The 23155-nt window shown below is 57.6% G+C and carries 21 protein-coding genes; 19 read left to right on the top strand and 2 right to left on the bottom strand.

What is annotated here, in order from left to right; genetic code table 11:
- The first annotated feature begins 4 nt into the window (after positions 1–4).
- The 3 genes from B6S09_RS13940 (at position 5) to B6S09_RS13925 (ending at position 1811) form a co-directional block, all read left to right on the top strand.
- Complete coding sequence (locus tag B6S09_RS13940) at positions 5–385, top strand: SpoIIAA family protein (protein WP_094279099.1); 381 nt, start codon at positions 5–7, stop codon at positions 383–385.
- Between the two features lie 113 nt (positions 386–498).
- The gene (locus tag B6S09_RS13935; protein WP_134113991.1) at positions 499–762 is read left to right on the top strand and encodes a hypothetical protein; all 264 of its coding nucleotides are present in this window, start codon (positions 499–501) and stop codon (positions 760–762) included.
- 464 nt (positions 763–1226) lie between these two features.
- The gene (locus B6S09_RS13925) at positions 1227–1811 is read left to right on the top strand and encodes a GNAT family N-acetyltransferase (RefSeq protein ID WP_094279118.1); all 585 of its coding nucleotides are present in this window, start codon (positions 1227–1229) and stop codon (positions 1809–1811) included.
- A gap of 120 nt (positions 1812–1931) precedes the next feature.
- Here B6S09_RS13925 and yegD read toward each other — a convergent pair whose 3' ends face one another.
- Complete coding sequence (yegD, locus tag B6S09_RS13920; RefSeq protein ID WP_094279096.1) at positions 1932–3290, bottom strand: molecular chaperone; 1359 nt, start codon at positions 3288–3290, stop codon at positions 1932–1934.
- Between the two features lie 238 nt (positions 3291–3528).
- Here yegD and B6S09_RS13915 point away from each other — a divergent pair, with 238 nt between their 5' ends.
- The 13 genes from B6S09_RS13915 to B6S09_RS13855 all read left to right on the top strand — a co-directional run bounded on the left by B6S09_RS13915 (position 3529) and on the right by B6S09_RS13855 (position 12017).
- On the top strand, positions 3529–4107 hold the full coding sequence (locus B6S09_RS13915; RefSeq protein WP_094279095.1) for an O-methyltransferase: 579 nt from the start codon (positions 3529–3531) through the stop codon (positions 4105–4107).
- A 53-nt stretch (positions 4108–4160) separates the two neighbouring features.
- A complete protein-coding gene (locus B6S09_RS13910) occupies positions 4161–4520 on the top strand; it encodes a VOC family protein (protein ID WP_094279094.1) in 360 nt (119 codons plus the stop codon).
- Positions 4521–4592: 72 nt separating this feature from the next.
- Entirely contained in the window at positions 4593–5075 is a 483-nt protein-coding gene (locus tag B6S09_RS13905; RefSeq protein WP_094279093.1) for a GNAT family N-acetyltransferase, read from the top strand.
- 46 nt (positions 5076–5121) lie between these two features.
- Positions 5122–5556 (top strand): hypothetical protein, encoded by a 435-nt coding sequence (locus B6S09_RS13900; RefSeq protein ID WP_094279092.1) that lies wholly within the window; start codon positions 5122–5124, stop codon positions 5554–5556.
- A 78-nt stretch (positions 5557–5634) separates the two neighbouring features.
- Positions 5635–6861, top strand: a complete 1227-nt coding sequence (locus B6S09_RS13895; protein WP_166670326.1) for an IucA/IucC family protein — start codon at positions 5635–5637, stop codon at positions 6859–6861.
- Complete coding sequence (locus B6S09_RS13890) at positions 6858–7271, top strand: GFA family protein (protein WP_094279090.1); 414 nt, start codon at positions 6858–6860, stop codon at positions 7269–7271. The genes B6S09_RS13895 and B6S09_RS13890 overlap by 4 nt, the downstream gene beginning before the upstream one ends.
- Positions 7272–7338: 67 nt before the next feature.
- Positions 7339–8487, top strand: coding sequence for a sterol desaturase family protein (locus tag B6S09_RS13885; RefSeq protein ID WP_094279089.1), 1149 nt, complete (start codon positions 7339–7341; stop codon positions 8485–8487).
- Between the two features lie 79 nt (positions 8488–8566).
- A complete protein-coding gene (locus B6S09_RS13880; RefSeq protein WP_094279088.1) occupies positions 8567–8959 on the top strand; it encodes a DoxX family protein in 393 nt (130 codons plus the stop codon).
- A 68-nt stretch (positions 8960–9027) separates the two neighbouring features.
- A complete protein-coding gene (locus B6S09_RS13875) occupies positions 9028–9534 on the top strand; it encodes a DUF3087 domain-containing protein (RefSeq protein WP_094279087.1) in 507 nt (168 codons plus the stop codon).
- Between the two features lie 2 nt (positions 9535–9536).
- Entirely contained in the window at positions 9537–9752 is a 216-nt protein-coding gene (locus B6S09_RS13870; RefSeq protein WP_094279086.1) for a DUF3565 domain-containing protein, read from the top strand.
- 25 nt (positions 9753–9777) lie between these two features.
- Entirely contained in the window at positions 9778–10128 is a 351-nt protein-coding gene (locus B6S09_RS13865; protein ID WP_094279085.1) for a GlpM family protein, read from the top strand.
- Positions 10129–10201: 73 nt separating this feature from the next.
- A complete protein-coding gene (locus B6S09_RS13860; RefSeq protein ID WP_094279084.1) occupies positions 10202–11182 on the top strand; it encodes a hypothetical protein in 981 nt (326 codons plus the stop codon).
- Between the two features lie 13 nt (positions 11183–11195).
- Positions 11196–12017, top strand: coding sequence for a mechanosensitive ion channel family protein (locus B6S09_RS13855; RefSeq protein ID WP_094279083.1), 822 nt, complete (start codon positions 11196–11198; stop codon positions 12015–12017).
- Between the two features lie 119 nt (positions 12018–12136).
- Here the strand turns inward: B6S09_RS13855 and B6S09_RS13850 are convergent, their stop codons facing one another.
- A complete protein-coding gene (locus B6S09_RS13850; RefSeq protein WP_094279082.1) occupies positions 12137–13921 on the bottom strand; it encodes a BCCT family transporter in 1785 nt (594 codons plus the stop codon).
- 210 nt (positions 13922–14131) lie between these two features.
- On the opposite strand from B6S09_RS13850, the gene recC reads away from it, so the two are divergent.
- The 3 genes from recC to recD are packed head-to-tail and all read left to right on the top strand — an operon-like array spanning position 14132 to position 23147.
- On the top strand, positions 14132–17548 hold the full coding sequence (recC, locus tag B6S09_RS13845; protein ID WP_094279081.1) for an exodeoxyribonuclease V subunit gamma: 3417 nt from the start codon (positions 14132–14134) through the stop codon (positions 17546–17548).
- Positions 17545–21147 (top strand): exodeoxyribonuclease V subunit beta, encoded by a 3603-nt coding sequence (gene recB, locus B6S09_RS13840; RefSeq protein WP_094279080.1) that lies wholly within the window; start codon positions 17545–17547, stop codon positions 21145–21147. Before recC ends, recB begins: the two co-directional genes overlap by 4 nt.
- The gene (recD, locus tag B6S09_RS13835) at positions 21144–23147 is read left to right on the top strand and encodes an exodeoxyribonuclease V subunit alpha (RefSeq protein ID WP_094279079.1); all 2004 of its coding nucleotides are present in this window, start codon (positions 21144–21146) and stop codon (positions 23145–23147) included. Before recB ends, recD begins: the two co-directional genes overlap by 4 nt.
- Positions 23148–23155 lie beyond the last annotated feature (8 nt).

Raw genomic sequence — 23155 nt, 5'->3', positions numbered from 1 at the left:
TATTATGACTAACGAACATCACGGTATCTCAATAGGTATAGAGCGCTTTGGTTCCGAATTTCTCCTTGTTTTCAGGGCGACAGGGAAGCTCACCCATGAAGATTATCAGGCTATTACCCCTTTCTTAGACGCTGCTCTGGCTGGAGTCAAGGGTAAGCATGTTAAGGTATTGGTCGATATTTCATCGTTTGCTGGTTGGGAGCTTCGTGCTGCCTGGGACGATTTTAAACTGGGTGTGAAAATGGGGAGTCAAATCGAGAAGGTTGCTATTTATGGTGATAAAAACTGGCAAGAATTAGCATCAAGAGTCGGCAGCTGGTTTATCTCGGGGGAAGTGCACTCCTTTAACGATTATGGAGCGGCGATTGAATGGCTGAAGGGGTAGCTCTTTTTCATTGATTAAGACAGAATTATTTTTTGATTCTTGTCTATATTAGCTTTTATTTAAGGGCTTGAAATGAAAAAAGTGCTTTATCACTATCTCTGCTGGGTGCGGTTGTGCTGGTTTCTTCAGGGTGTACGTCAACGGCCAAACTGTTGGGCGACTTTGCTGAAATAGCGGTAGACGCTTCGCCTTTTGTGGCAGAACCTGAAGCCCGGGAAGCCTATAGTATTGAAAAAACACAACAAGGCATGACTTACACGGCAGCGACGGGTGAGGATAAAGCTTTTGTGATTGAAAAAATAGAGCACGAGTACATTACTGCCGTTGATCGTTTGTCTCGTCTTGTTGTCAGGACGGAAAAAACCGGAAAAGAATGAGACGAAGCTAATAAAGGTTACCGTTTCACCTGCCATCATATGATGACGGTTAAAAATAAGAAAACAGCGGATACATTCGGCTATTGCGTAAGTTATGACTCCGAACGTGTGGTTAATGGCACCGTCACTGATCCCCAAAAAGATTTATTCATTTATGTTGCCAGAGACAACCCCTTGTCTGTCACAACTGTGACTGATGATTTTATCAAGCTCATGTGCGGTGAAGACTTTCACAACAAGTATAAATGACCGGGATGCCTGACTATTCAGCTGGCCTTGGAAGGTAGACAGCTGATGTGTTCTTGTGCTGGATGGTGTACGGATTTCGAGACTACTATAATGGAGATAGTTGCCATCACAGGGTCATTGTGTGGTCAACATACCTGTCTGAAACGCATGTCTGGAATAAATTCGCTGGGCGGGTTTTCCACGGTGCGGATGCCTCAGTTCAAGATGGTGAGTCTATGGATATACAGAATGCGAAGAAAGAAGATGCAAAATATCTGGCATTCTTGATCAATCTGGCCGGGGAGGGCATACCGCATTATTTGTGGTCTGGGATGACCAGATCTGGAGAGACTCCATCCGATATTGGTATACAGCGTGCGGGGAGAGAGGATGGAGGTTTTAGCTACACTAATGCGAGAGTGGTAAAAGAGGGAGCTGATGTTGTTGGTATGCTCCTCTCTTACCGGCTCGACGATCCGTATATCATTGATAATTTAGACGATATTCCGGAAGTGGTCAGGCCTCTTGTTGTGCTGGAATCCAAGGCTCCCGGAACCTGGTATGTAAACGCAGTTGCCACCCTGGCATCACATCGTGGCCAGGGTATCGCCACCGGGCTGCTAAAGGACGCAGAGGCCAAAGCCATTGTTCATGGTGTTACCAGAATGAGTCTTATCGTGGCGTCAGAGAATCAATTGGCGAGAGGCCTTTATTTAGGGCTGGGCTATGAGACTCGGGAGACGCTGCCTGTGGTGGACTATCCTGGCTGTCTTCATGGCGGCAGCTGGGAACTGATGGTTAAGGAATTATCAGCTGCCTAGCCAGTGCACACCGAGCCTCTTGATGGGAACCCTGGGCCGAGATAAGGTGCCACTGGCCGTTGAACCTGACTGTTAACAGCCAGAATCAAGCTTATTCCTGCCTTGTATGGTCATCCATGTTCAGGAATAAATGGTGTTGGCCCAGCGTGTTAATCCTGCCGTTACACTGCCGAAATGATCCCCAATCACAATCGGGGTGTGAGGGAATTGCTGTTGCAGAAACTGGCTGAGTACCGGAGAGCGGGCGGTGCCGCCGGTAACAAATACCACCTCCGGCTGAGTGCCGCTTTGCGTAATGGCGTCTTGCATCAGCGCGGTGATCCGGCTCAGCTCCCGCTGGCAGGCTTGGCCAAAGCCATCCCGGTCCAGCAGCACGGCGAGGCCATCATCAATGTCGGACAGATCCACTTGCTGGCTGGCGTGCTCAGTGAGTGCAATTTTGCTCTGTTCGGCGGCATTAACCACCCGATAGCTGAGTTTGTGCTGTTGTACGGTATGCAGGCGTTTAACCAGTTCGGGCTCGGCGGCATCCCGCACCAGCTGTTGCAGAAAACGGCCGTTGGCAGCACTGTAAAACTCGGTTTGCAGGTTGATGTCATTAATGGCTACCGCCTGCCAGTAGCTGTTCACCGGAATGGCCTTGCCGCTTTTCAGTGAGCTGTTCAGGCCAAAGACCGGCATCAGGCCTTTCAGTGCCAGGGCGATGTCAAAATCGTTGCCGCCCACCCGCTCACCGCTGTGGCTGAGCAAATCCCGGCTCCGGTCTTGTGCGGCTGCCTGCTCCGGCCCCATCAGCAGCATGGAGCAGTCGGTGGTTCCACCGCCAATGTCCACAACCAGAACCCGGGTTTCCTTGGTGAGGCTGGCCTCATATTCAAAGCCTGCGGCTACCGGCTCAAACTGGAATTCTACCTCTTTAAAGCCGACTCGTTTGGCGGCACGGGTCAGGATGGCCAGGGCCTGCCGGTTGCTTTCTTCTCCGCGCAATCCCTGGAAGTTCACCGGGCGGCCAATAACCGTACGGGTGACGCTGCGGCCAAGCGCGGTTTCCGTCAGGCTTTTTACGTTGCTCATCATAGCCGCAACAATGTCTTCAAACAGCTCAATTTGCGGTGGCAGCAGGCCGCTGGCCCCCAGAAAGGATTTGGGTGACTTGATGTAGTAGCCTTCGTCGGGCTCCTGCAGGTAGTGGGTTAATGCATCACGGCCAAAGAACAGGTCGGCAGCAATGCCATCCAGAGCCAGCTCCTTGATTTCAGCCTGTCCTTTTTGCAGAGCGAAGGTACGTTGCTGTTTGAAGGCGGGCTGCTCTGCCGGAGGCAACTGAGCGTACAGCCAGTTGACGATCACTTCCCGGCTGGGGGCATACAAATTGGAGGCGATGTAACGACCATGATCGCCAAGCGGTAGAATCGCCGGCCGGTTTCCATCCATTACACCCACTGCACAGTTGGATGTGCCATAGTCAAATCCGATCATATCAAGGCCCCGCAAGCAAAAAGGCCGCGTATCGTACAGAGTTCGCCGGCCCCGGGCAAGGGCCCGTTCGGGGCGTTTGTCTGCTGCCGGTGAAGGACACGGCGCGGTAAATACTGGGGCAGAGCCGGTTTTTTTACGGTTGAACCTGCCTGCACATCCCGCCAGAATAGACTCTTTTGAGTTCTGCTATGGCTGATGCCATTAACACTCCACAGTGATATTTGCGAAGGACATTGCGATGACATTTCAGGATATGATGATGCAGCTGGAGCAGCATGGTGTTGCCAATGATTTGAACCAGCCGGACAAGTCCAGAAAATATCTTAACATTACCCGTGATACCGGTGAGTTTCTCGCTATTCTTGTGAAAGCGACGGGGGCGAGCCAGGTGCTGGAAATAGGGACGTCCAACGGCTACTCCACGCTCTGGCTGGCCTCGGCACTGCCGGAGCATGGCAAGGTTTACACCATAGAGTCCAACTCGCAGAAAGCAGCAGAGGCGGCGTTGAATTTCACCAAGGTTAATCTGACTGACAAAATTGTTCAGGTGGCGGGGGATGTGACGGAGGTGCTGCCTGCTATTCCCGGTAACGTCGATTTTATTTTTCTTGATGCAGACAGAAAGCAATATACCTTTTTGGCGGAATCACTGTTCGGGTTGCTTAAAGAGGGTGGTCTGCTGGTGTGTGATAATGCCATTTCCCACAGTGATGAACTTCAGCCATTTACCGATTGGGTGAACGGCCAGCCACATCTGAGCTGTTCACTGGTTCCTGTCGGTAAAGGAGAGCTGCTGGTGTTCAAGGGCGGCCGGTAAAGCGCTCAGGCTGCCCGGGTGGGGTGAATGGCGGCTTAACAAGAGGCTATGCCATGAACGAGCATGAAAAACTGAATTATGTTGAATTCTCATCACCCGACCTGAATGCCACCAAAGCTTTTTTTGAAAAAGCATTCGGCTGGTCGTTTACCGATTATGGGCCCGAGTACACGGCATTTTCCGGTCAGGGCCTGGATGGTGGCTTCTTCAGGGCCGATAAGTATTCCAGTACGGCCAATGGTGCAGCGCTGCTGGTGTTCTACAGCGATGATCTTGAACATACTCTTGCCAGGGTCAGTGAGGCGGGTGGCAATATCGTCAGGCCCATATTCCGCTTTCCCGGTGGTCGCCGTTTTCATTTTACCGAGCCGGGTGGTAATGAGTTTGCGGCATGGTCCGATGCCGGCGAATAAGTCGCGATGGCGATGAACATGATGAGATGGCCGCCCGGTGCCGATGCCATCATATTACTTTAAGGACTGAGCATGTCAGTGAAACCTGTAACGGACGCCATGTGGCCGGCTATTCTAACATTGCAGGAAGAGGCCTATGCCGAAGTAGCGCCAGAAAGCCTTGAGGTGCTGCAGAGTAAATGGCAGCGATCTCCCGACAGCTGTTTTGTGTATCAGGACGGTGAGCAACTGGCAGGCTACTTGCTGGCCCACTCCTGGAGTGGCGAGTCACCTCCCAGTTTATTTAAACCCCTTCCGCAAAAGGCGGGGTGTGACTATCTGTTTCTGCATGATTTGGTGATCAGCCAGCGCGCGGCAGGGAATGGCGTTGGCTCGGTGATGACGGATCATTTAATTAAAACGGCGAGTATGCTGGGATACGGTAAAATCCGGCTGGTATCGGTTCAGGATTCCAGTATATTCTGGCAAAAAATGGGTTTTATTCCCATGGATACGACGGTTTGTGCAAGCTATGGTGCAGGAGCCCAATTTATGCAGCGGGATATTTTGGTTTAAATCCGCTTTCTATATCTGTCCGGCGGTGTTTTAACAAGGAGCACGCATGTTTGTTGCATTGAAGTGGGATCATCTTATCGGTGACCATTTTATTAAATGGATTGTGGTGGAATGTGAAGGTCTGAGTAACAAGTTCGGCCTGCCTCAGGCGTTACCGCCGCGCAGGGATGTCGCCTACTTTACCAGTCCGGTATCGGCAGAGGCCGATGCAAATGCCTTTGCCGATTATAAAAATGGGGTATCGGATTTTGTACCGCAGGCAGATTATTCTCCATATATTTCCGGGCATCATGGCTTTTGTCATTATGCCTGGGACCATACCTATCTCGGCGAATTTATCAGGCATGCCGTGCTGTACTGGGAAGATGAACATCATCAGGCCGGTGAGCCTCGCAGAGACGATATTGCCTATTTTATCTGCCCGCAGACGTCGGAGCAGGACAGTCGCTTCCTGGCGCAATATAAGCTTGCCGGCCACTGAGCCGGTATATGGCAGTGATGCTGGATGCCGAATATACTTTTCTCACCATCCTACGGAGGCGGTGGAAGCCCGCAGGCCATGATTCCGACCCTGATCTACGCCGACAGATACCGTAACGAAGGCACCTGCAGTTACAGCCGTTATGCCGATCATACCCAAGCCCGGGATCAATATCGCCCCGATGCCGGGCACACGGGGTTCGCGTTGCCGGTGTTTGAGTTGCCCCGGGAGCAGATGCAGCTATATGTGGCCAATCCTTCGCCGGCACTGCTGCAACAATATCTTTCCGAAAACCGGGTGCGCTTTTGCCTGCATCCCCAGGTTCTTCAGGAACGGTCTGCTGATCCTTATGTCAGCCATACCCTTGCCGCAGGCACCCGATGCCGCGATCTGGCGGTAGTGCCCAGCTCTTCATCCCGAACCCTGTATGTGCAGCAGCATGGGCCGGCTCATGCGCTGAAGGTGCATTTTCCGTTTCAGGTGTCCCGCTATGAGCGAAAAATGCGGGACGAAGTTATCGAGCAGGCGGTCAATGTGTCCCGGGAGCTGGAGCAGGGCATTGAGCAAATGGACGGGCAGTTCGCTTTCCTGCGGGAGGTGCTGGGCGTGGTGCACCGGAGCCTGGGTAATGAGCAGGGCTGGGGAGAGAACTGGGGTTATTTGGTACGGGAGATGACGCCGTTCCCGGAAGGGACCGGTAACGGTTCTTTGCTGCCAGGATTTGCACTGTATGGCAACGACTTTTTCCATCCCGACATGCCGCCGCTGTTGTTTGAGCTGATCGGAACACGAGATCCGCTGTCGTTTGTGCTGGAACAGATCATGTTTCCCGTTATTCGCCACTGGGTGCAGGCGTTCCGGCAGTTTGGTTATTTACTTGAGCCCCACGGGCAGAATGTGTTGCTGGAAATTAACCAGGACGGAAATATTGCCCGCATTGTACATCGTGATCTGAGTGTGGGCATCGACATGCGCCGCCGGCGCGATCTCGGGCTGGTTGATGGCCGGCTGAATGCTTATAACCGTATGGAGTCGAACGAGTTTCACAGTATCACCTATGACAAGTTCATGGGCAGTCATTTTTTTGACCGCATTGTGGCGCTCTGCACCGGGCGCTATCCGTCACTTGCCAGGGCTGATTTTACCGGCCCCTGCCGCGAGGAGTTTGCGCGCTGTTTCCCTGAACATGAGCACTATCTGCCACCCACGGTGTGGTACTTCAGTGAATTGCGGGACAGCTTCAACAAACCTTTGTATCAGGACACAGGAGCCCGGCCCGAGTGGCGCCCCGGGAGGTGTTCATGAGTAGCATACATACCGGGTCCTGCCTGTGTGGCGGGGTGCGTTTTGAGATCCGGGGTGAGTTTACGGCCTTTTACCTGTGCTATTGCCGGCGCTGCCAGAAAGGCACAGGCTCGGCCCATGGTGCCAACCTGTTTTCCGGCTCGGCCAGTCTGGTCTGGCTGCAAGGTGAAGCGCTGGTGCAGGTGTTCCGGTTGCCGGATAGCCGGCACGTCAGGGGCTTTTGCCAGTGCTGCGGCTCGGCGTTGCCGGTGCAGGATAGCGCAGCGGGATGGCTGATGGCCCCGGCGGGCAGCCTGGATACAGCCGTCGCCCTGCGCCCCCGGGGGCGCCTGTTTGTCGGCAGCCGTGCCGGCTGGGCCTGTGAGCTGGACAGGGTGCCCGAATTTACCGCATTGCCGGGTGAAAAATGATTCAAAGTATTGATGTTATTAGCATTAAAGCGTTCATGTGTTTTTCTTTTGAAGATGAGTTTGTGTGATGAAGGATCCTTATGTTTACCGTGAGCGGCAGGTGCCGTCTGACGACAGGCGGGCGTTTCGCCTGGGTGAGGGCAAGATCAGTGGTTATTGTTCGCTGTTTCTCGGGGCGCTCAGCCTGCTGGCGGTACTGGCTTATCTGTATCCGTCCTGGCTGACCACCACCGAGCTGCGCCAGGTGTATGATGCCGGTGAGTTGCAGCAGGTGCTGAAATACGGCATGTATTTTTCGCTGTTTTTTGGTGTGCTGACCTTTGCGCTGAATGGCTACCGGCGGCTTGGACTGGCGGGCATTGCCCTGACGTCGTGCGCCTTTGCGCTGGGCGGCTATGGCGTGCCGGTGGGCCCTGTGGAGCCCAAAACGCTGTCGTTGGGGGTTGACTGGCTGATCCTGGCCTTTATGGGCTCGGTGGCCATTTTTACCACTCTGGAAAAGCTGTTCCCCAAATACCGTAATCAGGTGATCCTGCGCCCGGAGTGGGGGCTGGATCTGCTGTATTTTTGTTTTAACCATCTGGCCATCTCGGCCATTCTTATCTATGCCAACTACCATGCCAGTCATTTCGACTGGGCCATCAGTCCGGCGGTGCAAGGAGCCGTGCAGTCCATGCCGGTGTGGCTGCAGGTCGTGCTGATTATTCTCTGTGCTGATTTTGTGCTGTATTGGGAGCACCGGCTGTTCCATGAAGTGCGCTGGTTATGGCCGGTGCATGCGGTGCATCATTCGGTAGAACATATGGACTGGCTGGCAGGCTCACGCGGGCATTTTTTACAGGTGTTTTCAGAGCGGGCCATGGTCATGATACCGCTGTATCTGCTGGGGGCGGATGAGGCGGCACTGAACGCTTATGTGGCGTTTGCGGCACTGCAGGCGGTGCTTATTCACTGCAATCTGGGCCTGCCTTTCGGACCGCTTAAGTACCTGCTGGTTACGCCGCAGTTTCACCACTGGCACCACAGCTCGGAACAGCCGGCGCTGGATACCAACTACTCCGCCCATACCGTGGTGTTTGACTGGCTGTTTGGTACCTATCACATGCCTGCCGGGCATTGGCCGGCAGAGTATGGCACTACTGTCCGGTTGCCGCGCACCTTTATGGCGCAAACGTTTTATCCGTTGCGGCAATGGTGGCAGCGGTTGCGGAAATAACGTCTGGTTTTGGTTTGCGTCTGCGTCTGGTCGCTTATGCTATCCGGTAACAATAAAACCGATGAACAGGAGGTAAAACATGAACCATTTTCTGAGTGCCTGGCGGCCACGGGTATTAAGCCTGGTGCGGGTAATATCGGCATTTCTGTTTATGCAGCACGGCGGGCAGAAAATACTGGGCTTTCCGGCAGCCAGCCGGGGGGAGTTTGAGTTGTTCTCGCTGCTGGGGGCTGCCGGCGTGCTGGAGCTGGCTGGCGGAGCCTTGCTGCTGCTCGGACTGTATACCCGGCCCGTGGCGTTTGTGTTATCGGGACAAATGGCGTTTGCCTATTTTATGGTGCACCACCCTCGTGGATTCTGGCCGCTGAACAATGGCGGTGAACTGGCCATTATGTTCTGTTTTGTGTTCTTTTATCTGGTGTTTGCCGGTGGCGGCAGCTGGAGCCTGGACAGGCTCCGGGGCCGGCGCTGACCGGCGTTAGCAAGAACACCCGGCCGCGCTTATAATGCGGCCGTTTTTGTTTATTTGCTCAGGTGATTATGAAGCTTAAAGAGATAGATAAGGGGCGTTATCGCCGTCATCTTAACAAGGTGTTTATTGGCTCTGCACTGGCACTGGCGGTGCTCAGCCTGGGAATTGCCCAGTTGCTGATTGCGTTTTTCCCCAATGCCGCCGGCAGCCATTTTCACTGGAATTTGCTGGGCGTGGTATTTGGCGCTCTGCTGGTGGGGGCGGGGCTGAGCCGGTTGCGTCAGCATCCTTTTATGACCGAAGTGGTGTATGTGTGGGAATTGAAGCAAAGGCTGAACAAAATTGCGCGCAAACGCCGGAAAGTGGAAGCAGCAGCGGAGCAGGGGAATGAAACCGCCATGCAGGTGCTGCAGTTTTGTTATGCCGGTTCCCGCCAGTTATGGCAACTGGATGACAACACCATCGTCATGGATGAACTGACGGTGAAGCAGACCGAGCTGAATAATCTGGCCAACACGCATGGTGTCATCCTGGATGCCGGTGTGTATGACGAAAACATGCTGAAGCAGTTCTGAGTATGCGCCAGGCCATTGTCGGTTATCACCGGGATGATGAGCTGCACTGGGTTGCGGAGCTGGCCTGTGGTCACCATCAGCATGTGCGCCATCAGCCGCCTTTTATTAACCGGCCCTGGGTGAGCACGGCCGAAGGTCGGGCCGGCATGCTGGGTGTATTGCTGGATTGCAAAAAGTGTGACCGGGGAGAGCCGGCAGATAGTCAGACGGATACATGAGGTCAGGTTAACCGGAGGAGCGGGTGTGCTGTCGCTGTTTTTAAAGTCGTTACTGGGTGCGCTGGCGGTGTTGCTGATTGCGCTGTTATCCAAGAGTAAAAGTTTTTTTATTGCCGGTCTGGTGCCTTTATTCCCTACCTTTGCGCTGATTGCTCATTATCTGGTAGGAACGGAGCGGACCATGGCGGATTTACGGGTCACCGCGTTATTCGGGCTGTATTCCTTGTTACCCTATGCAGCCTACTTGCTGGCGGTGTACTGGTTCAGCTACCGCTTCAGTCTGTTTGCCACGCTGGCACTGGCAACGCTGGTCTGGGGGCTGTGTGCTGCCGGCCTGTTGCTGGGATGGCTAAGGTATTATTCCGCAACAGCCTGAACATCGTTCTTATACTGATGTTGTTTACTGCGGGTATGAACGCACCTTGTGCCATACAACCAGGAGAAATGCGATGGCTGTTGATGCTCACTGGCGGCTGATCCCGCTGAGTGACTTTCAGTGTCCGGCTCCACCGGCCACTACCCGGCTGCAGCGCGGCTGGCATACACTACAGCGGGTGCTCGGGGTAACTGAAGAGCCCGAGGCGGGAAACACGGAAGACTTGCCCGCCGACGCTGGATTTAACCGGGAGCCGGCGGTCTTTGCGCTGGACCGGTTTCTGCAAGACTGGCCGGGCGAAAGCCAGGAGGTGCGTTTTTTGCTGGAGCCGCCATTCAGCGCCGTCGCCGATATTGCCAGAGACTGGGCCGCGTGGCGGCAATGGCCACGGCTTGAACCGCCCACGACGGCGCAGTTGCTCACGGCGGATGTCAGTGCCTGGTGGCAGGTTCAGCAGGTACACGGCCCCTGGCTGATTGACGATCTGACCTGCTATTTTCTGCGCACTGCCCGGGGCATGACCTTTTTACGACGGCTGCTGATACAGCTGGCGCAAGGGGCATTTGGTCCCGGTCTGGTGGTGTGTAACAGCTGGACTTACCGGTTTATCACTGCGGGCTTTGACCCCGGGTTAACCGCCGTCTATTGCTTTGCACCGGCTACACCAGCGTTGCTGCGAGAGTTGGGCATAGAGGCAACAGAACGGCAATTGTTGCGCCTGACGGCAACGGCCAGAGGCAATGCCGGTGTGGCACTGGCATTGTGGAAAGCGCAGCACAACACATCGCCGTCGCTCCCCCATGTTCCTGCCTGCACCGACGATAACGACGCCTTTGTGTTATATGCCCTGTTATTGCACCGTGGTCTGAGTGAACCGATGTTGCAGCAGGTGCTGCCCATGCTGGCAGCGGAGCAGCTGGCGGCCTGTTTGCTCAGGCTACTGGCGTCAGGATTGGTTGCTCAGCATCAGGCAGGCTGGCAGATCAGTCCGGTGGCCTACGGTGAAGTGCGTGAGTTTCTGGCCGGGCGGGATCACTGTCTGGACGACTTTTAGCAAGGACATGCCCATGGATGCCGAGAAAATCCGTAATTTGTTTCACCGCATCACGCCGGAACTCATGATTGAACTGGCGGTGGTCGTGGCGGTCGCACTGGCGCTGGCCTGGCTGATACAACGCATGCTGCCCCTGCTGGCGGCCCGACTGCATGGCAAACGACGGCATTGGGTGCTGGCGTTAATCCCGACGTTGCGTATCCTGGTGGTCGCGGTTGCCCTGGGGTGGATAGTCAGCCTGCTGATTGAGCCGTCGCTGCGTAATATGGTGGCCATTTTGGGAGCCGTGGGGCTGGCCCTGGGCTTTGCACTGAAAGACTACGTCAGCAGCCTGTTTGCCGGCGTGGTAGCAGCGTATGAGCGACCTTACCGGCCCGGAGACTGGATTGAAGTGGACGGCTGTTATGGTGAAGTGCGTCATATTGGCCTGCGGGCGGTAGAAATGGTGACTCCTGACGACACTGTGGTGATCGTGCCGCATTTAAAGCTGTGGGACGGCCTTATCCGCAATGCCAACAACGGCGGTGCCAGCCTGATGTGTGTCGCCAGCTTTTATCTGGCTCCGGAGCACGATGCTTATGAGGTGCAGCGGGTGTTGCACGATGTGGCACTGTCGAGCCCCTACCTGAAACTGGGCCGGCCGGTGGTGGTGGTGATGGAGGATCATCCCTGGGGCAGCCGTTACCGTATTAAGGCGTACCCCATGGATCCGCGTCAGCAGTTTTTATTTATTTCTGATCTTACTGCCAGGGGCAAAGCCCTGTTGCACGGCATGGGGGTGGAGTTTGCCCGGGTAGAAGCCATGTCCGGCAGCGGGAACAACAACGCAGGGTGAAGGAGCAGACAGAAACGGCCCGAGGGCAGGGGAATGCCAGTATTAAAAAAGCCTGTGCGGGTACTACAGATGTTCGCACAGGCTTTTTGGTGGCGGGCAGGTCAGATGTGCTGCGGTGATCAGGCTTTCAGCGGGGTCACCTTGTCCGTCTCTTCGTCCTGCTGCTGCCGGATTTCTTCGTATTCTGCCTGCTGGGCCAGTACGGAGCCTTCCGGTGCTTCCGAGGTCTGGCCTTCTTCCCAGGGGGCCGATTCGGGCAATTCTTCAATATGGATGGTTTTCAGGGAATAGTCGGGCTGATAGTGCAGATCGTATTTGGCCGCTTTGATAATCGAGATCATCATCATGGCCATAATGACGATCAGCGGCGCCCCGGCAAAAATCGAAGCGGTCTGCAGCGTCGACAAGCCGCCCAGAAACATCAGCACTGCCGGCATAAAACAGAGGGTAAATGCCCAGAACAGGCGGTTCCAGCGGTGCGGTTCACCGTCGACTTCCCGCTGCACCACCGACGCCAGAATAAAGGAAATGGAGTCAAAGGTGGTGGCAGTGAAAATAATGGCCAGCAGGGTAAACACAGCAATCATCAGCCAGCTCATGGGCAGGGTATTGAGCACGGCAAAAATCGCGGCGGTCGGACTTTGCTGGTTAAGAATACCGACAATATCCAGTTCGCCGGACAGCTGCATATAAAGCCCGTAGTTACCCAGGATCACAAAAAATACGGCACAACCCAGTGAGCCGAAGAAGATGGAGCCCACCACCATCTGGCGAATGGTTCGTCCTTTGGATATTTTGGCGATGAACAGACCTACCGTTGGGGCAAACACCAGCCACCAGGCCCAGTAGAAAATGGTCCAGTCTTTGGGAAAGCGGGTTTCATTAAAACCGTACCCGGAGAAAGGGCCAAACGATTCGGTCCAGGTCATCATGGTGATCATCTGGGTGAGAGAGCGGCCAATGCTTTCCAGCCCGGTATTCAGAATAAAGCCGGTCGGGCCGGCAACCAGCACCACCGCCAGAAAGATCATGGCCAGGTAAAAATTGATATTGGAAAAAAACTGAATACCGCTTTTCAGGCCGCGCCAGGCACTCCAGGCAAACAGTGCCGTGGTGCCCAGCAACACCATGACACGGGTCCAGTCGTTCACCGGCAGGCCAAACAGCTCGTGCAATCCTTCGGTCACCATCGGCGATGCCAGGCCCAGCGTAGTGGCACCGCCTCCTATCATGCCGAACACAAAGAACACGTCCACCAGTTTGCCCCAGTTACTGGTGGCGAAGTTCTCACCAAACAAGGGTGCCAGGCTCTGACTGACCTTCAGCCGGGGGGAGTTGCGCACATGTGCGAAATAGGCGATAGGAATGGCCGGGATCAGATAGATTGACCAGGCCACCGGGCCCCAGTGAAAAATACCATAAGTGGCGGCCCAGCGAATGGCCTCGGGCGTACCGGGCTGCAGACCAAAGGGAGGGCCCTGATAGTAATAGGCCCATTCAATGATGCCCCAGTAAAGAATGCTGGCACCAATGCCGCCGCAGAACATCATGGCCGCCCAGGAGCCGTTTTTGAATTCCAGTTCGTCTTCGGGCTTGCCCAGCTTGATATTGCCAATATCTGAGAACGAAATGTAAATCACAAAGATCACGGCGATCAGGCCCAGCGCCAGGTAAAAGACGCCAAAGGTATCGGTGATCCAGGTTTTTGCCTGAGCAACCCAGCTGGCGCCCTGCTCGGGAAACAGCACTAGTGGCAGGGTAACGGCGGCCAGAATGAACAGCACTGAAAAGAAAGTAAAGCGATCGATACGGGTGTCGGGGGGAGTGTCGCCGGATGGCTGCGGTTGTGGAAGAACCGTATCAAAATCACCTAAATGAACGCTGTGTTCCTTTTTTATCGTCATTTAATGAATCCTTGTTATTACCGTTCCATGGGGTCAAAGGAATTGAGCCACGTTTCTGCTGAGCAGAAAAGATTAGAATTGTAACCATTTATTGCCTGATGGCAATGAATGGGCTGCCGGCGGCTTTTTAGCCATTGGCACAGACGATGCTTAATGTCGCATGGATTCGGCATTATGATGAGGGTCATGCACGGGAAACAAGGACTCGCAATGCAGAACAATAACGGGCTCAGCCCCGGCCTGATGGTGGTGCATGGTAATCACCTTGAAGCGCTGAGAGAACTGGCCGTGACCTGGATGCGGCGTTATCCGCTGGCCCCCCTCGAAAATGAAGTAATACTGGTGCAAAGCAACGGTATCGCGCAGTGGCTTAAGCTGGCGCTGGCCGCCAGGCAAAGCGGCGGTATTGCCGCTGCAGTGCAGGTGGATCTGCCGGCGCGCTTTTTGTGGCAGAGCTACCGTGCCGTGCTGGGCAGTCATACCATCCCGCGGCTCTCTCCTCTGGACAAGGCTCCGTTGACCTGGCGGCTGATGCGGCTGTTGCCCTCGCTGGTTACCGAGCCGTGTTTTGCACCGCTTGCGCATTTTTTACAGGATGACAGTGATGGCCGGAAACGCTATCAGCTGGCTGAACGGCTGGCGGATCTGTTTGATCAGTATCAGGTTTACCGGGCCGACTGGCTGTCTGCCTGGGCAGACGGAAAGGACGTGATGATCCACGGCCGGCGAGGCGAGCAGCCACTGCATGACAGTGTGCTGTGGCAGCCGGCGTTGTGGCGGACCTTGCTGAATGATGTGGGCGAGCAGGAGCTGGCGGGCAGCCGGGCCGGGGTTCATCCGCGTTTTGTGGCGCATATGCGCGCAAGCGAACAGCGTCCAGCCGGATTGCCGCGCCGGGTGGTGGTGTTCGGTATTTCCTCACTGCCGGCGCAGACCCTGGAGGCGCTGGCCGCCATGGCCCGTTTCACTCAGGTGCTGTTGTGTGTGCACAATCCCTGTCAGCATCATTGGGGCGACATTGTGCCGGATCAGGATCTGCTGCGTCATCAGTATCGCCGTCATGCCCGCAAGGCCGGTCAGCCTCCGGGGCTCAGCGATGCACAATTGCACCAGCATGCTCATCCCTTGCTGGCGGCCTGGGGCAAACAGGGGCGGGATTACATCAACCTGCTCGACAGTCTGGACGACCCTGACAGCTACCGTGCCCGTTTTAATGCCATTGGCAGTCGCATCGATTTGTTTGACGATGGCAACACCGCTCACCTGTTGGGTCAGTTGCAGGATGACATGCTTCATCTGCGACCATCGGCGGAAAGTCGCGAGCACTGGCCGGCGCTGACTGAAGCGCAGCTCAGCATTGAGTTTCATATTGGCCACAGTCCCCAGCGGGAAGTGGAAATACTGCACGATCAACTGCTGGCGCGATTCTCGGCAGACCCGACCCTTCGTCCCCGGGATATCATTGTGATGGTGCCCGATGTCAACGTTTATACGCCCCATATTCAGGCGGTGTTTGGTCAATATGAGCGGGACGATGATCGTTTTATCCCCTTTACCCTGGCGGATCAGGGCAGCCGGGGCAGTGAGCCGCTGCTGATTGCGCTGGAGCATTTGCTGCGTTTGCCCGACAGTCGGCTGCCGGTCAGCGAAGTACTGGATCTGCTGGATGTGGCCGCACTGCGCCGGCGTTTCGGGATTAAGGAGGCGGATCTGCCGGTGCTGCGCCGCTGGATAGAGGGAGCCGGGGTGCGCTGGGGGCTGGATGCCCGTCGGCGGGCCGCCCTCGGCCTGCCCGCCGAGCTGGAGCAAAACACCTGGCGCTTTGGCTTGCGGCGCATGCTGCTGGGTTATGCCGTGGGCACCGGGGACGCCTGGGCCGGTATTGAGCCGTATGATGAAATCGGCGGACTGGATGCAGCCATGATAGGTCCGTTGGTAAACCTGCTTAATGCCATTGATACCTTGCACGACAGCCTGACCGAGGCGGTATCGGCTCCCGACTGGGCATTACGTCTGCATGAGCTGATGGCCCGTTTTTTTGAGCCCGATAACGACCACGAACAAGCGCTGGTGGCCGGCCTGACCGATGCGCTGGAGCAGTGGCAGGCATTGTGTGCCGGCGTGGATCTTACCGAGCCCTTGCCATTGACCGTGGTACGGGAAGCATGGCTGGGCGGGGTGGATCAGGGACGCCTCAGCCAGCGTTTTCTGGCCGGGGCGGTTAATTTCTGTACCCTGATGCCCATGCGGGCCATTCCGTTTCGCCGGGTGTGCCTGCTGGGCATGAATGATGGCGACTATCCCCGCAGCGTGACGCCGCTTGATTTCGATCTGATGGCCGGGGATTACCGTCCCGGGGATCGCTCCCGCCGGGAGGATGATCGTTACCTGATGCTGGAAGCACTGCTCTCGGCCCGGGATGGGCTGTATATCAGCTGGGTGGGCCGCAGTATTCGCGATAACACCGAGCGACCGCCGTCGGTGCTGGTGGGCCAGCTGCGGGATCATCTGGCAGGCTGGCAGTTGCAAAGCGGTGCCAGCCTGCTGGAAGCCATTACCACAGAACACCCGTTACAGCCGTTCAGCCGGCGTTATTTTACGGAAAGCGGTCCGCTGAAGAGCTATGCCCGGGAGTGGGTGCAGGTCAAGGATGGCACGGCCAGCCATAATGCGGCACTGCCGCCGTGGCAGGCGGATGGCCCGGTGTTGCTGGAGCAACTGCAGCAGTTTCTGCGTCAGCCGGTGGCCACCTTTTTTTCCCGCCGGTTAAAGGTGGTGCTGGAGCAGGCCCCGGCCACCGGACAGGATGAAGAGCCGTTCGCCCTGGACGGGCTTGAACGCTACGTGATTAAAAGAGAGCTGCTCGATGCTGCCGCCGGAGCCGATGATGTGCATGACGCCCTGAGCCGGGCGGCGGGCCGGTTGCAGGGGCAGGGAAGATTGCCTCTGGCCGGTTTTGGTGAGCGGGTGCGAGCCGAGCTGCTGACTGACTTGCCGGAACAGCTGGCACGTTATCATGCCCTTTGTCATCTCTGGCCGGAACGGCTTGACTCTCCGCTACCTCTGTCAGTCAGTCATCAGGGCATGCAGCTGGAAGGCTGGCTGGGCGGGCTGTGTCAGGGCCATGGCCGGCTTGCCCTGATTGAGCTGCAACCCGGCGATCTGCAAAGTGGTAAAAGCCTGCGCTGGCACCGCCTGCTGCGGCCTTTTGTGGCGCAGGTGGTGGCCTGTGCCTCCGGTATTGAGCTGAGCCTTTACCTGGTAGGCGAAGACATTACCCTGCATGGTGCCCCCCTCCCGCAAGAGCGGGCTCAGGCCGTGGTGCAGGACTGGCTGGAAGGGTTTCAGCAAGGCATGACAGCCCCGTTGCCGGTGGCCCTGAAAACCGCCTTCAGCGCACTCGAACAATCCCATGAGGCCAACGTCTTGCCGGCGGCCCGTAAAACCTATGAAGGTGATGGCTATCACAGCCGGGGTGAACGGGCGGAAAACGGCGTGCTGATGCGGCAGTTTCCCGATTTTGACAGCCTGAATGCCGATGGCACCTTTGTCCTTTTCAGCGAACGGTTATACCGGCCGTTGCTGGAGCATGGCCCGCAGCCGCTGCCTCAGGAGGCATTATCATGAGTGCAACACGTCCGCTGGCACTGACCTTCCCGCTGTATGGCAGCAGGCTGATTGAGGCCAGTGCCGGCACTGGCAAAACCTTTACTATTTCGGCGCTGTATTTGCGGCTGGTACTGGGGCATGGCGGCGAGCAGGGCTTTGCCCGCGAGCTGCTGCCGCCGGAAATTCTGGTGGTAACCTTTACCGATGCCGCCACTCAGGAGCTGCGGGATCGCATTCGCAGCCGGCTGGTGGAAGCGGCGGCGGTGTTTCGCGGTGAAGCCGGCGGTGATGATCTGCTGGCTGCCCTGCGGGATGAAGTTCCCCCTGAACAGTGGCCCGGCTGTGCTTATCGTCTTGATATTGCGGCTCAGTGGATGGATGAGGCTGCGGTGTCCACCATTCATGGCTGGTGCCAGCGCATGTTGCGGGAGCACGCCTTTGACAGCGGCAGCTTGTTTACCCAGACCCTGCAGACCGACCACAGTGAGCTGCTGGCCGACGTGGTACGGGACTACTGGCGTCGTCAGTGTTATTGCCTGGACGGGGCGGCACTGGACTGGGTGCTGGCACACTGGCAGACGCCGGACGCGCTGTTGCCTAAGCTGAGGCCGCTGCTGAGTGAGGCGGACGGGGCCGAAGGCGGACTGGGGGAGCTGCTGACGCAAAGCCTGAACGAGCGTGAAGCCCAGTTGCAGGAGCTGAAGGCTCCCTGGGTAGCCTGGGTGGATGAGATTGAGCATCTGCTGCAATCGGCCATTGCCGCCAAACAGGTGCACGGCAAATGGCTGCAGGCCAAACGTACGGACGGCTGGCTGGCGGCCATCCGGGCCTGGCTCGGCAGCGATGCCATTGAACTGACCCTGAGTGAGGCTGCGGTTTATCGCCTCACCCCGGACGGGATCACGGAAGCCTGGAAAGACAGCGCCGATGCACCTGTTCACCCTGCCTTTGCGGCCATGCACACGCTGCCGGCGCAGCTGGCGGCGCTGGCTGCCCCGCTGGAAGCGCCGCTGCGCCATGCCGCGGCGAATGTGCACCGGCATTTTGAGCTGGAAAAGCGCCGGCGGGCCGAGATGGGCTTTGACGACATGCTTTCCCGGCTCGATGATGCGCTGGCGGGAGAGAATGGTCCGCATCTGGCAGACGTTATCCGCCAGCAGTTTCCGGTGGCGCTGATCGATGAATTTCAGGATACGGATCCGCTGCAGTTCCGCATTTTTGACACCATTTACCGGGTGGCGGAGAACCGGCGCGACAGTGGTCTGTTTATGATCGGTGATCCCAAGCAGGCTATTTACGCCTTCCGCGGTGCCGATATTTATACCTACCTTGCCGCCCGGGCTGCGACCGCAGACCGGCATTACACCCTGGATACCAACTTTCGTTCATCCTCGGCCATGGTCTCGGCGGTTAACCAGCTGTTTGAGCGGGCCGAAGCGCATGCCGACGGGGCCTTTTTGTTCCGTGAAAACGGTAACAACCCTTTGCCCTTTGTGCCGGTGCAGGCCCGGGGCCGTGATCAACAATGGCAGTGTGACCACGCCCCCGGGCCGGCACTGGTGCTGTGGCAGCTTGACAGTGAGGATGGTAAGCCGTTTTCGGGCGGTGCCTATGTGGAGCAGATGGCCGGACGCTGTGCCAGCCAGATGACCCACTTGCTGAGCCTGGGCAGTGAAGGCCGGGCCGGCTTTGCCGGCGCCGAGGGGATGAGGCCGGTGCAACCTAGTGACATGGCGGTGCTGGTACGCAGTTTTCGTGAGGCTCAGGCCATTCGCCAAGCGCTGGCGGAGCGGGGAGTACGCAGTGTGTATCTGTCCGACAAGGACTCGGTATTTGCCAGTCCTGAAGCCGGTGATCTGCTGTTCTGGCTGCAGGCGTGCGCCGAGCCCGGCCAGGATGACCGGCTCAGGGCGGCGCTGGCCACTGCCACACTGGGGCTGAGCCTGTCCGAGCTGGAACGGCTGAATCAGGATGAGCGCCATTGGGAAGACAGAGGTATGCAGTTCCTGGCGTATCGCCGGATCTGGCAGCGTCAGGGGGTACTGCCCATGGTGCACCGGCTGCTGCACGATTTTGAGTTGCCGGCGCGATTGTTGCGAGGCACGGAAGGCGAACGCAGCCTCACCAATATACTGCATCTGGCGGAGCTGATGCAGCAGGCCGCCACTGGTCTGGATGGTGAGCAGGCGCTGATCCGTTATCTGGCCGACTGCATTCACGGCGAACGTCAGGCCGCCGATGAACAGGTATTGCGGCTGGAAAGTGATGCGGATCTGGTGCGGGTGGTGACCATTCATAAATCCAAGGGGCTGGAATATCCGCTGGTATTCCTGCCGTTTATCTGTTCGTTCAGAGAAAGTGGGGCCAAAGGCAGTGCGGTGCAGTTGCATGAAAACGGCCGCAAGCGCCTGGTGCTGACCCCGACAGAGGAGCAGAAGGCACAGGCCGAGCGCGAGCGGTTGGGGGAAGATCTGCGGCTGCTGTACGTGGCCCTTACCCGTGCCCGTTATGCTTGCTGGCTGGGACTGGCCGATATTGCCGTGGGTAATGGTAAAGCTTCACGTCTGCACGATTCCGCCCTGGGTCGCTTGCTGGGTGGCGGTGCGGTACTGCAGGGGAATTTACAGGACTGGCTGCAGCCGCTGGCAAGCGAACATACGGCACTGTGCCCGGCTCCGGAAGCGAATGATACGCAGCTGCTGGCCGGACAGAGTGCGCCCCCGGCACCGATGTGGAGCACGCCGCTTCGTGCGGCGGCAGAACACTGGTGGATTGCCTCATACAGTGCGCTGCTCAGCCGGGATGATGCCGGCCGGCGCTTTGATGATGCCTCGCCGGAGCGGCCAGAGACGGGTAAAAGCGGTGATGACAATACCGAGCGCCCCTTTACGCCGTTACGGCCTGATGAAGCACCGGGCCTGCACCGTTTTCCCAGAGGGCCGGCGGCGGGAACCTTCCTGCACGGCCTGCTGGAGCTGGCCCTGACGGAGCAGCCGGATGAGCTGGCGAGTCAGCTGGCCCGTCGCTGCCAGTTACGGGGCATGGATGAGTGGGCGGATCCCCTTGCCGGCTGGCTGCAGGGACTGCTGGCCACGCCTTTGTTTGAACAGGGGCCGGCGCTGCGGCAGCTCGATTGTTTTCAGCCGGAAATGGAATTCTGGCTGGAAGTCAGCCAGGTACGCATTGCCGAGCTGGATGCGCTGGTACGACGTCATATTCTTCCGGATCGGGAGCGGCCAGCACTGGCCTCCGGACGGCTGAACGGCATGCTCAAGGGCTTTATCGATCTGGTGTTTGAACATGAAGGCCGTTACTACGTGGTGGACTATAAATCGAACTGGCTGGGGCCGGATGATGCGGACTATACCCAGGCCGCCATGGTGGAGCAGGTGATCCGGCATCGTTACGATCTGCAGTATGTGCTGTATGTACTGGCGTTACACCGGCAACTGCTGCTGCGCTTGCCCGATTATGATTACGACACCCACATGGGCGGTGCGCTCTATGCCTTTATCCGCTGTCCCGGGGCCGGCTGGTTTGATAGACCTCCCCGGATGCTGATAGAAACCCTGAATGCACTGTTTGATGGCGACCAACACGAGGAGATGCAGGCATGATCACCACGGAGACCACACCGTCCGGCTTGCTTGAGCTGCTGGAGCACTGGGTGACCCTGGGCTGGTTGCGGCCGCTGGACCAGGCGTTGACGCATTTCCTGGCGGAGCAGGTACCGCAGACGGATGCCCGGGTGCTGCTGGCGGCGGCACTGGCCAGCCATCAGCTGGGCCATGGTCATGTCTGTCTGGATCTGGCGGCGACCCTGGCCGAGCCCGACTTTGCCCTGTCGCTGCCGCCGGAAGGGGAAGACGGGCTGGCGGATGCCTGGCTGCCGTCAACGCAGCTGGCGGATCTGAACCTTGAAAGCTGGCTGGCGGCACTGGCGGACAGTGCCCTGGTGGCCGCAGCGGGTGAGCCGGACCGGCCGCTGGTGCTGAAAGGTGAGCGGCTGTATCTGCGGCGTTACTGGCGTTATGAACAAGGGGTAGCCCGGGCATTGAGCACCCGTATTGATGATGACCGGACGGTGCCTGCCGATCTGCACTGCTGGCTGGAGCGGTTGTTTCCTGAGCCATTAATGCTGGATGGCGTGCGCCAGACTGACTGGCAGAAGCTGGCCTGCGCGCTGGCAGTGAGCAGCGGCTTTACCCTGATCACCGGCGGGCCGGGCACCGGTAAGACCACCACGGTGGTGCGGTTGCTGGCACTGTTGCAAAGCACCGCCGAGCAGCCACTGCGGATCCGGCTGGCGGCCCCTACCGGTAAGGCGGCAGCCCGGCTGACCGAGTCAATTGGCGCTCAGGTGGCCTCATTACCGGTAGACGAGCGTGTGCGTGCGCATATTCCCGCGGAGGTGAGTACTCTGCACCGGTTACTGGGCAGTCTGCCGGGCAGCCGCCACTTCCGTCATCATGCCGGTAATCCGTTACCGCTGGATGTGCTGGTGGTGGATGAAGCTTCGATGATCGATCTGGAAATGATGCATAGTCTGCTGATGGCGCTGCCGAGCCATGCCCGGCTGCTGATGCTGGGCGACAAGGATCAGCTGGCTTCGGTGGAGGCGGGGGCCCTGCTGGGAGATTTATGCTGTTACGCCGAGCAGGGCCTGTATACCCCTGAGCGGCTGGCCTGGCTGGAGCAGGTCAGTGGGGAACGGGTGGCACATCCGTCTCTGGTGCCCGGTGAGCCCGGCCGTCATGCACTGGCTCAGCGGGTGCTGATGCTGCGTTACTCCCGTCGTTTTGCCGGTGGCTCTGGCATTGGCCGGCTGGCCGAGGCGGTCAATGGTCAGCAGCCCGCCCTGGCCCGGGAGCAATTGCAGCGGTTTGACGAGGTGGCCTCGGTGCGCGTCAGAGGCGAGCAGGACAGGGCGCTTAACCGGTTACTGCATCAGGGACGCGGTGCAGCGGCAGGCTACGGTGATTACCTGACGCAGCTGCACGGTGAACGACCGGCAACTGGCACTGCCTTTGATGATACTGCCTGGCATCAGTGGGCCGGCAGGGTACTGACGGCCTTTGACCGGTTTCGGCTGTTGTGCGCGGTACGGCGTGGTCCCTGGGGCGTTGAAGGACTGAACCAGCGTATTGCCGGCCTGCTGCACCGGCGCGGCCTGCTGGAAGCAGAAGAAGGCTGGTATGAGGGGCGGCCGGTACTGGTTACCCGTAACGATTACGGCTTGGGGCTGATGAACGGCGACATTGGCATTGCCCTGCGCCTGCCGGAAGGTGATGGCCGCACCGTGCTGCGGGTGGCGTTCCCCCGCAACGACGGCAGCGACGGGCTGCGTTTTGTGTTGCCAAGCCGGCTCAGTGACGTGGAAACCGTGTTTGCCATGACGGTACACAAATCTCAGGGCTCGGAGTTTGCGCATACCGCACTGATATTGCCGCACGTGCTGAATCCGATCCTGACCAAGGAGCTGCTGTATACCGGCATTACCCGGGCCAGGGACTGGTTTACCCTGCTGGAGACCGGTCAGGGTGTATTTGAGCAGGCCATCGGGCGTCGGGTAGAACGGCGCAGCGGCCTGCTGGAAACCCTGCAGCAACAGGGGTGAAAAATTTT

Origin of the sequence: Oceanimonas baumannii, assembly GCF_002245495.1 — a bacterium.
Taxonomy (GTDB): Bacteria; Pseudomonadota; Gammaproteobacteria; order Enterobacterales; family Aeromonadaceae; genus Oceanimonas; species Oceanimonas baumannii.
The sequence above is the reverse complement of the archived record's forward strand: the minus strand, read 5'-3'. Positions and strand labels throughout refer to the sequence as shown.

Bases quoted from the DNA above. Each gene is read 5' to 3' on its own strand.
- B6S09_RS13940 (WP_094279099.1), top strand. From the start codon at position 5: ATGACTAACGAACATCACGGTATCTCAATAGGTATAGAGCGCTTTGGT.
- B6S09_RS13925 (WP_094279118.1), top strand. From the start codon at position 1,227: ATGGATATACAGAATGCGAAGAAAGAAGATGCAAAATATCTGGCATTC.
- yegD (WP_094279096.1), bottom strand. From the start codon at position 3,290: ATGATCGGATTTGACTATGGCACATCCAACTGTGCAGTGGGTGTAATG.
- B6S09_RS13915 (WP_094279095.1), top strand. From the start codon at position 3,529: ATGACATTTCAGGATATGATGATGCAGCTGGAGCAGCATGGTGTTGCC.
- B6S09_RS13910 (WP_094279094.1), top strand. From the start codon at position 4,161: ATGAACGAGCATGAAAAACTGAATTATGTTGAATTCTCATCACCCGAC.
- B6S09_RS13905 (WP_094279093.1), top strand. From the start codon at position 4,593: ATGTCAGTGAAACCTGTAACGGACGCCATGTGGCCGGCTATTCTAACA.
- B6S09_RS13900 (WP_094279092.1), top strand. From the start codon at position 5,122: ATGTTTGTTGCATTGAAGTGGGATCATCTTATCGGTGACCATTTTATT.
- B6S09_RS13895 (WP_166670326.1), top strand. From the start codon at position 5,635: ATGATTCCGACCCTGATCTACGCCGACAGATACCGTAACGAAGGCACC.
- B6S09_RS13890 (WP_094279090.1), top strand. From the start codon at position 6,858: ATGAGTAGCATACATACCGGGTCCTGCCTGTGTGGCGGGGTGCGTTTT.
- B6S09_RS13885 (WP_094279089.1), top strand. From the start codon at position 7,339: ATGAAGGATCCTTATGTTTACCGTGAGCGGCAGGTGCCGTCTGACGAC.
- B6S09_RS13880 (WP_094279088.1), top strand. From the start codon at position 8,567: ATGAACCATTTTCTGAGTGCCTGGCGGCCACGGGTATTAAGCCTGGTG.
- B6S09_RS13875 (WP_094279087.1), top strand. From the start codon at position 9,028: ATGAAGCTTAAAGAGATAGATAAGGGGCGTTATCGCCGTCATCTTAAC.
- B6S09_RS13870 (WP_094279086.1), top strand. From the start codon at position 9,537: ATGCGCCAGGCCATTGTCGGTTATCACCGGGATGATGAGCTGCACTGG.
- B6S09_RS13860 (WP_094279084.1), top strand. From the start codon at position 10,202: ATGGCTGTTGATGCTCACTGGCGGCTGATCCCGCTGAGTGACTTTCAG.
- B6S09_RS13855 (WP_094279083.1), top strand. From the start codon at position 11,196: ATGGATGCCGAGAAAATCCGTAATTTGTTTCACCGCATCACGCCGGAA.
- B6S09_RS13850 (WP_094279082.1), bottom strand. From the start codon at position 13,921: ATGACGATAAAAAAGGAACACAGCGTTCATTTAGGTGATTTTGATACG.
- recC (WP_094279081.1), top strand. From the start codon at position 14,132: ATGCAGAACAATAACGGGCTCAGCCCCGGCCTGATGGTGGTGCATGGT.
- recB (WP_094279080.1), top strand. From the start codon at position 17,545: ATGAGTGCAACACGTCCGCTGGCACTGACCTTCCCGCTGTATGGCAGC.
- recD (WP_094279079.1), top strand. From the start codon at position 21,144: ATGATCACCACGGAGACCACACCGTCCGGCTTGCTTGAGCTGCTGGAG.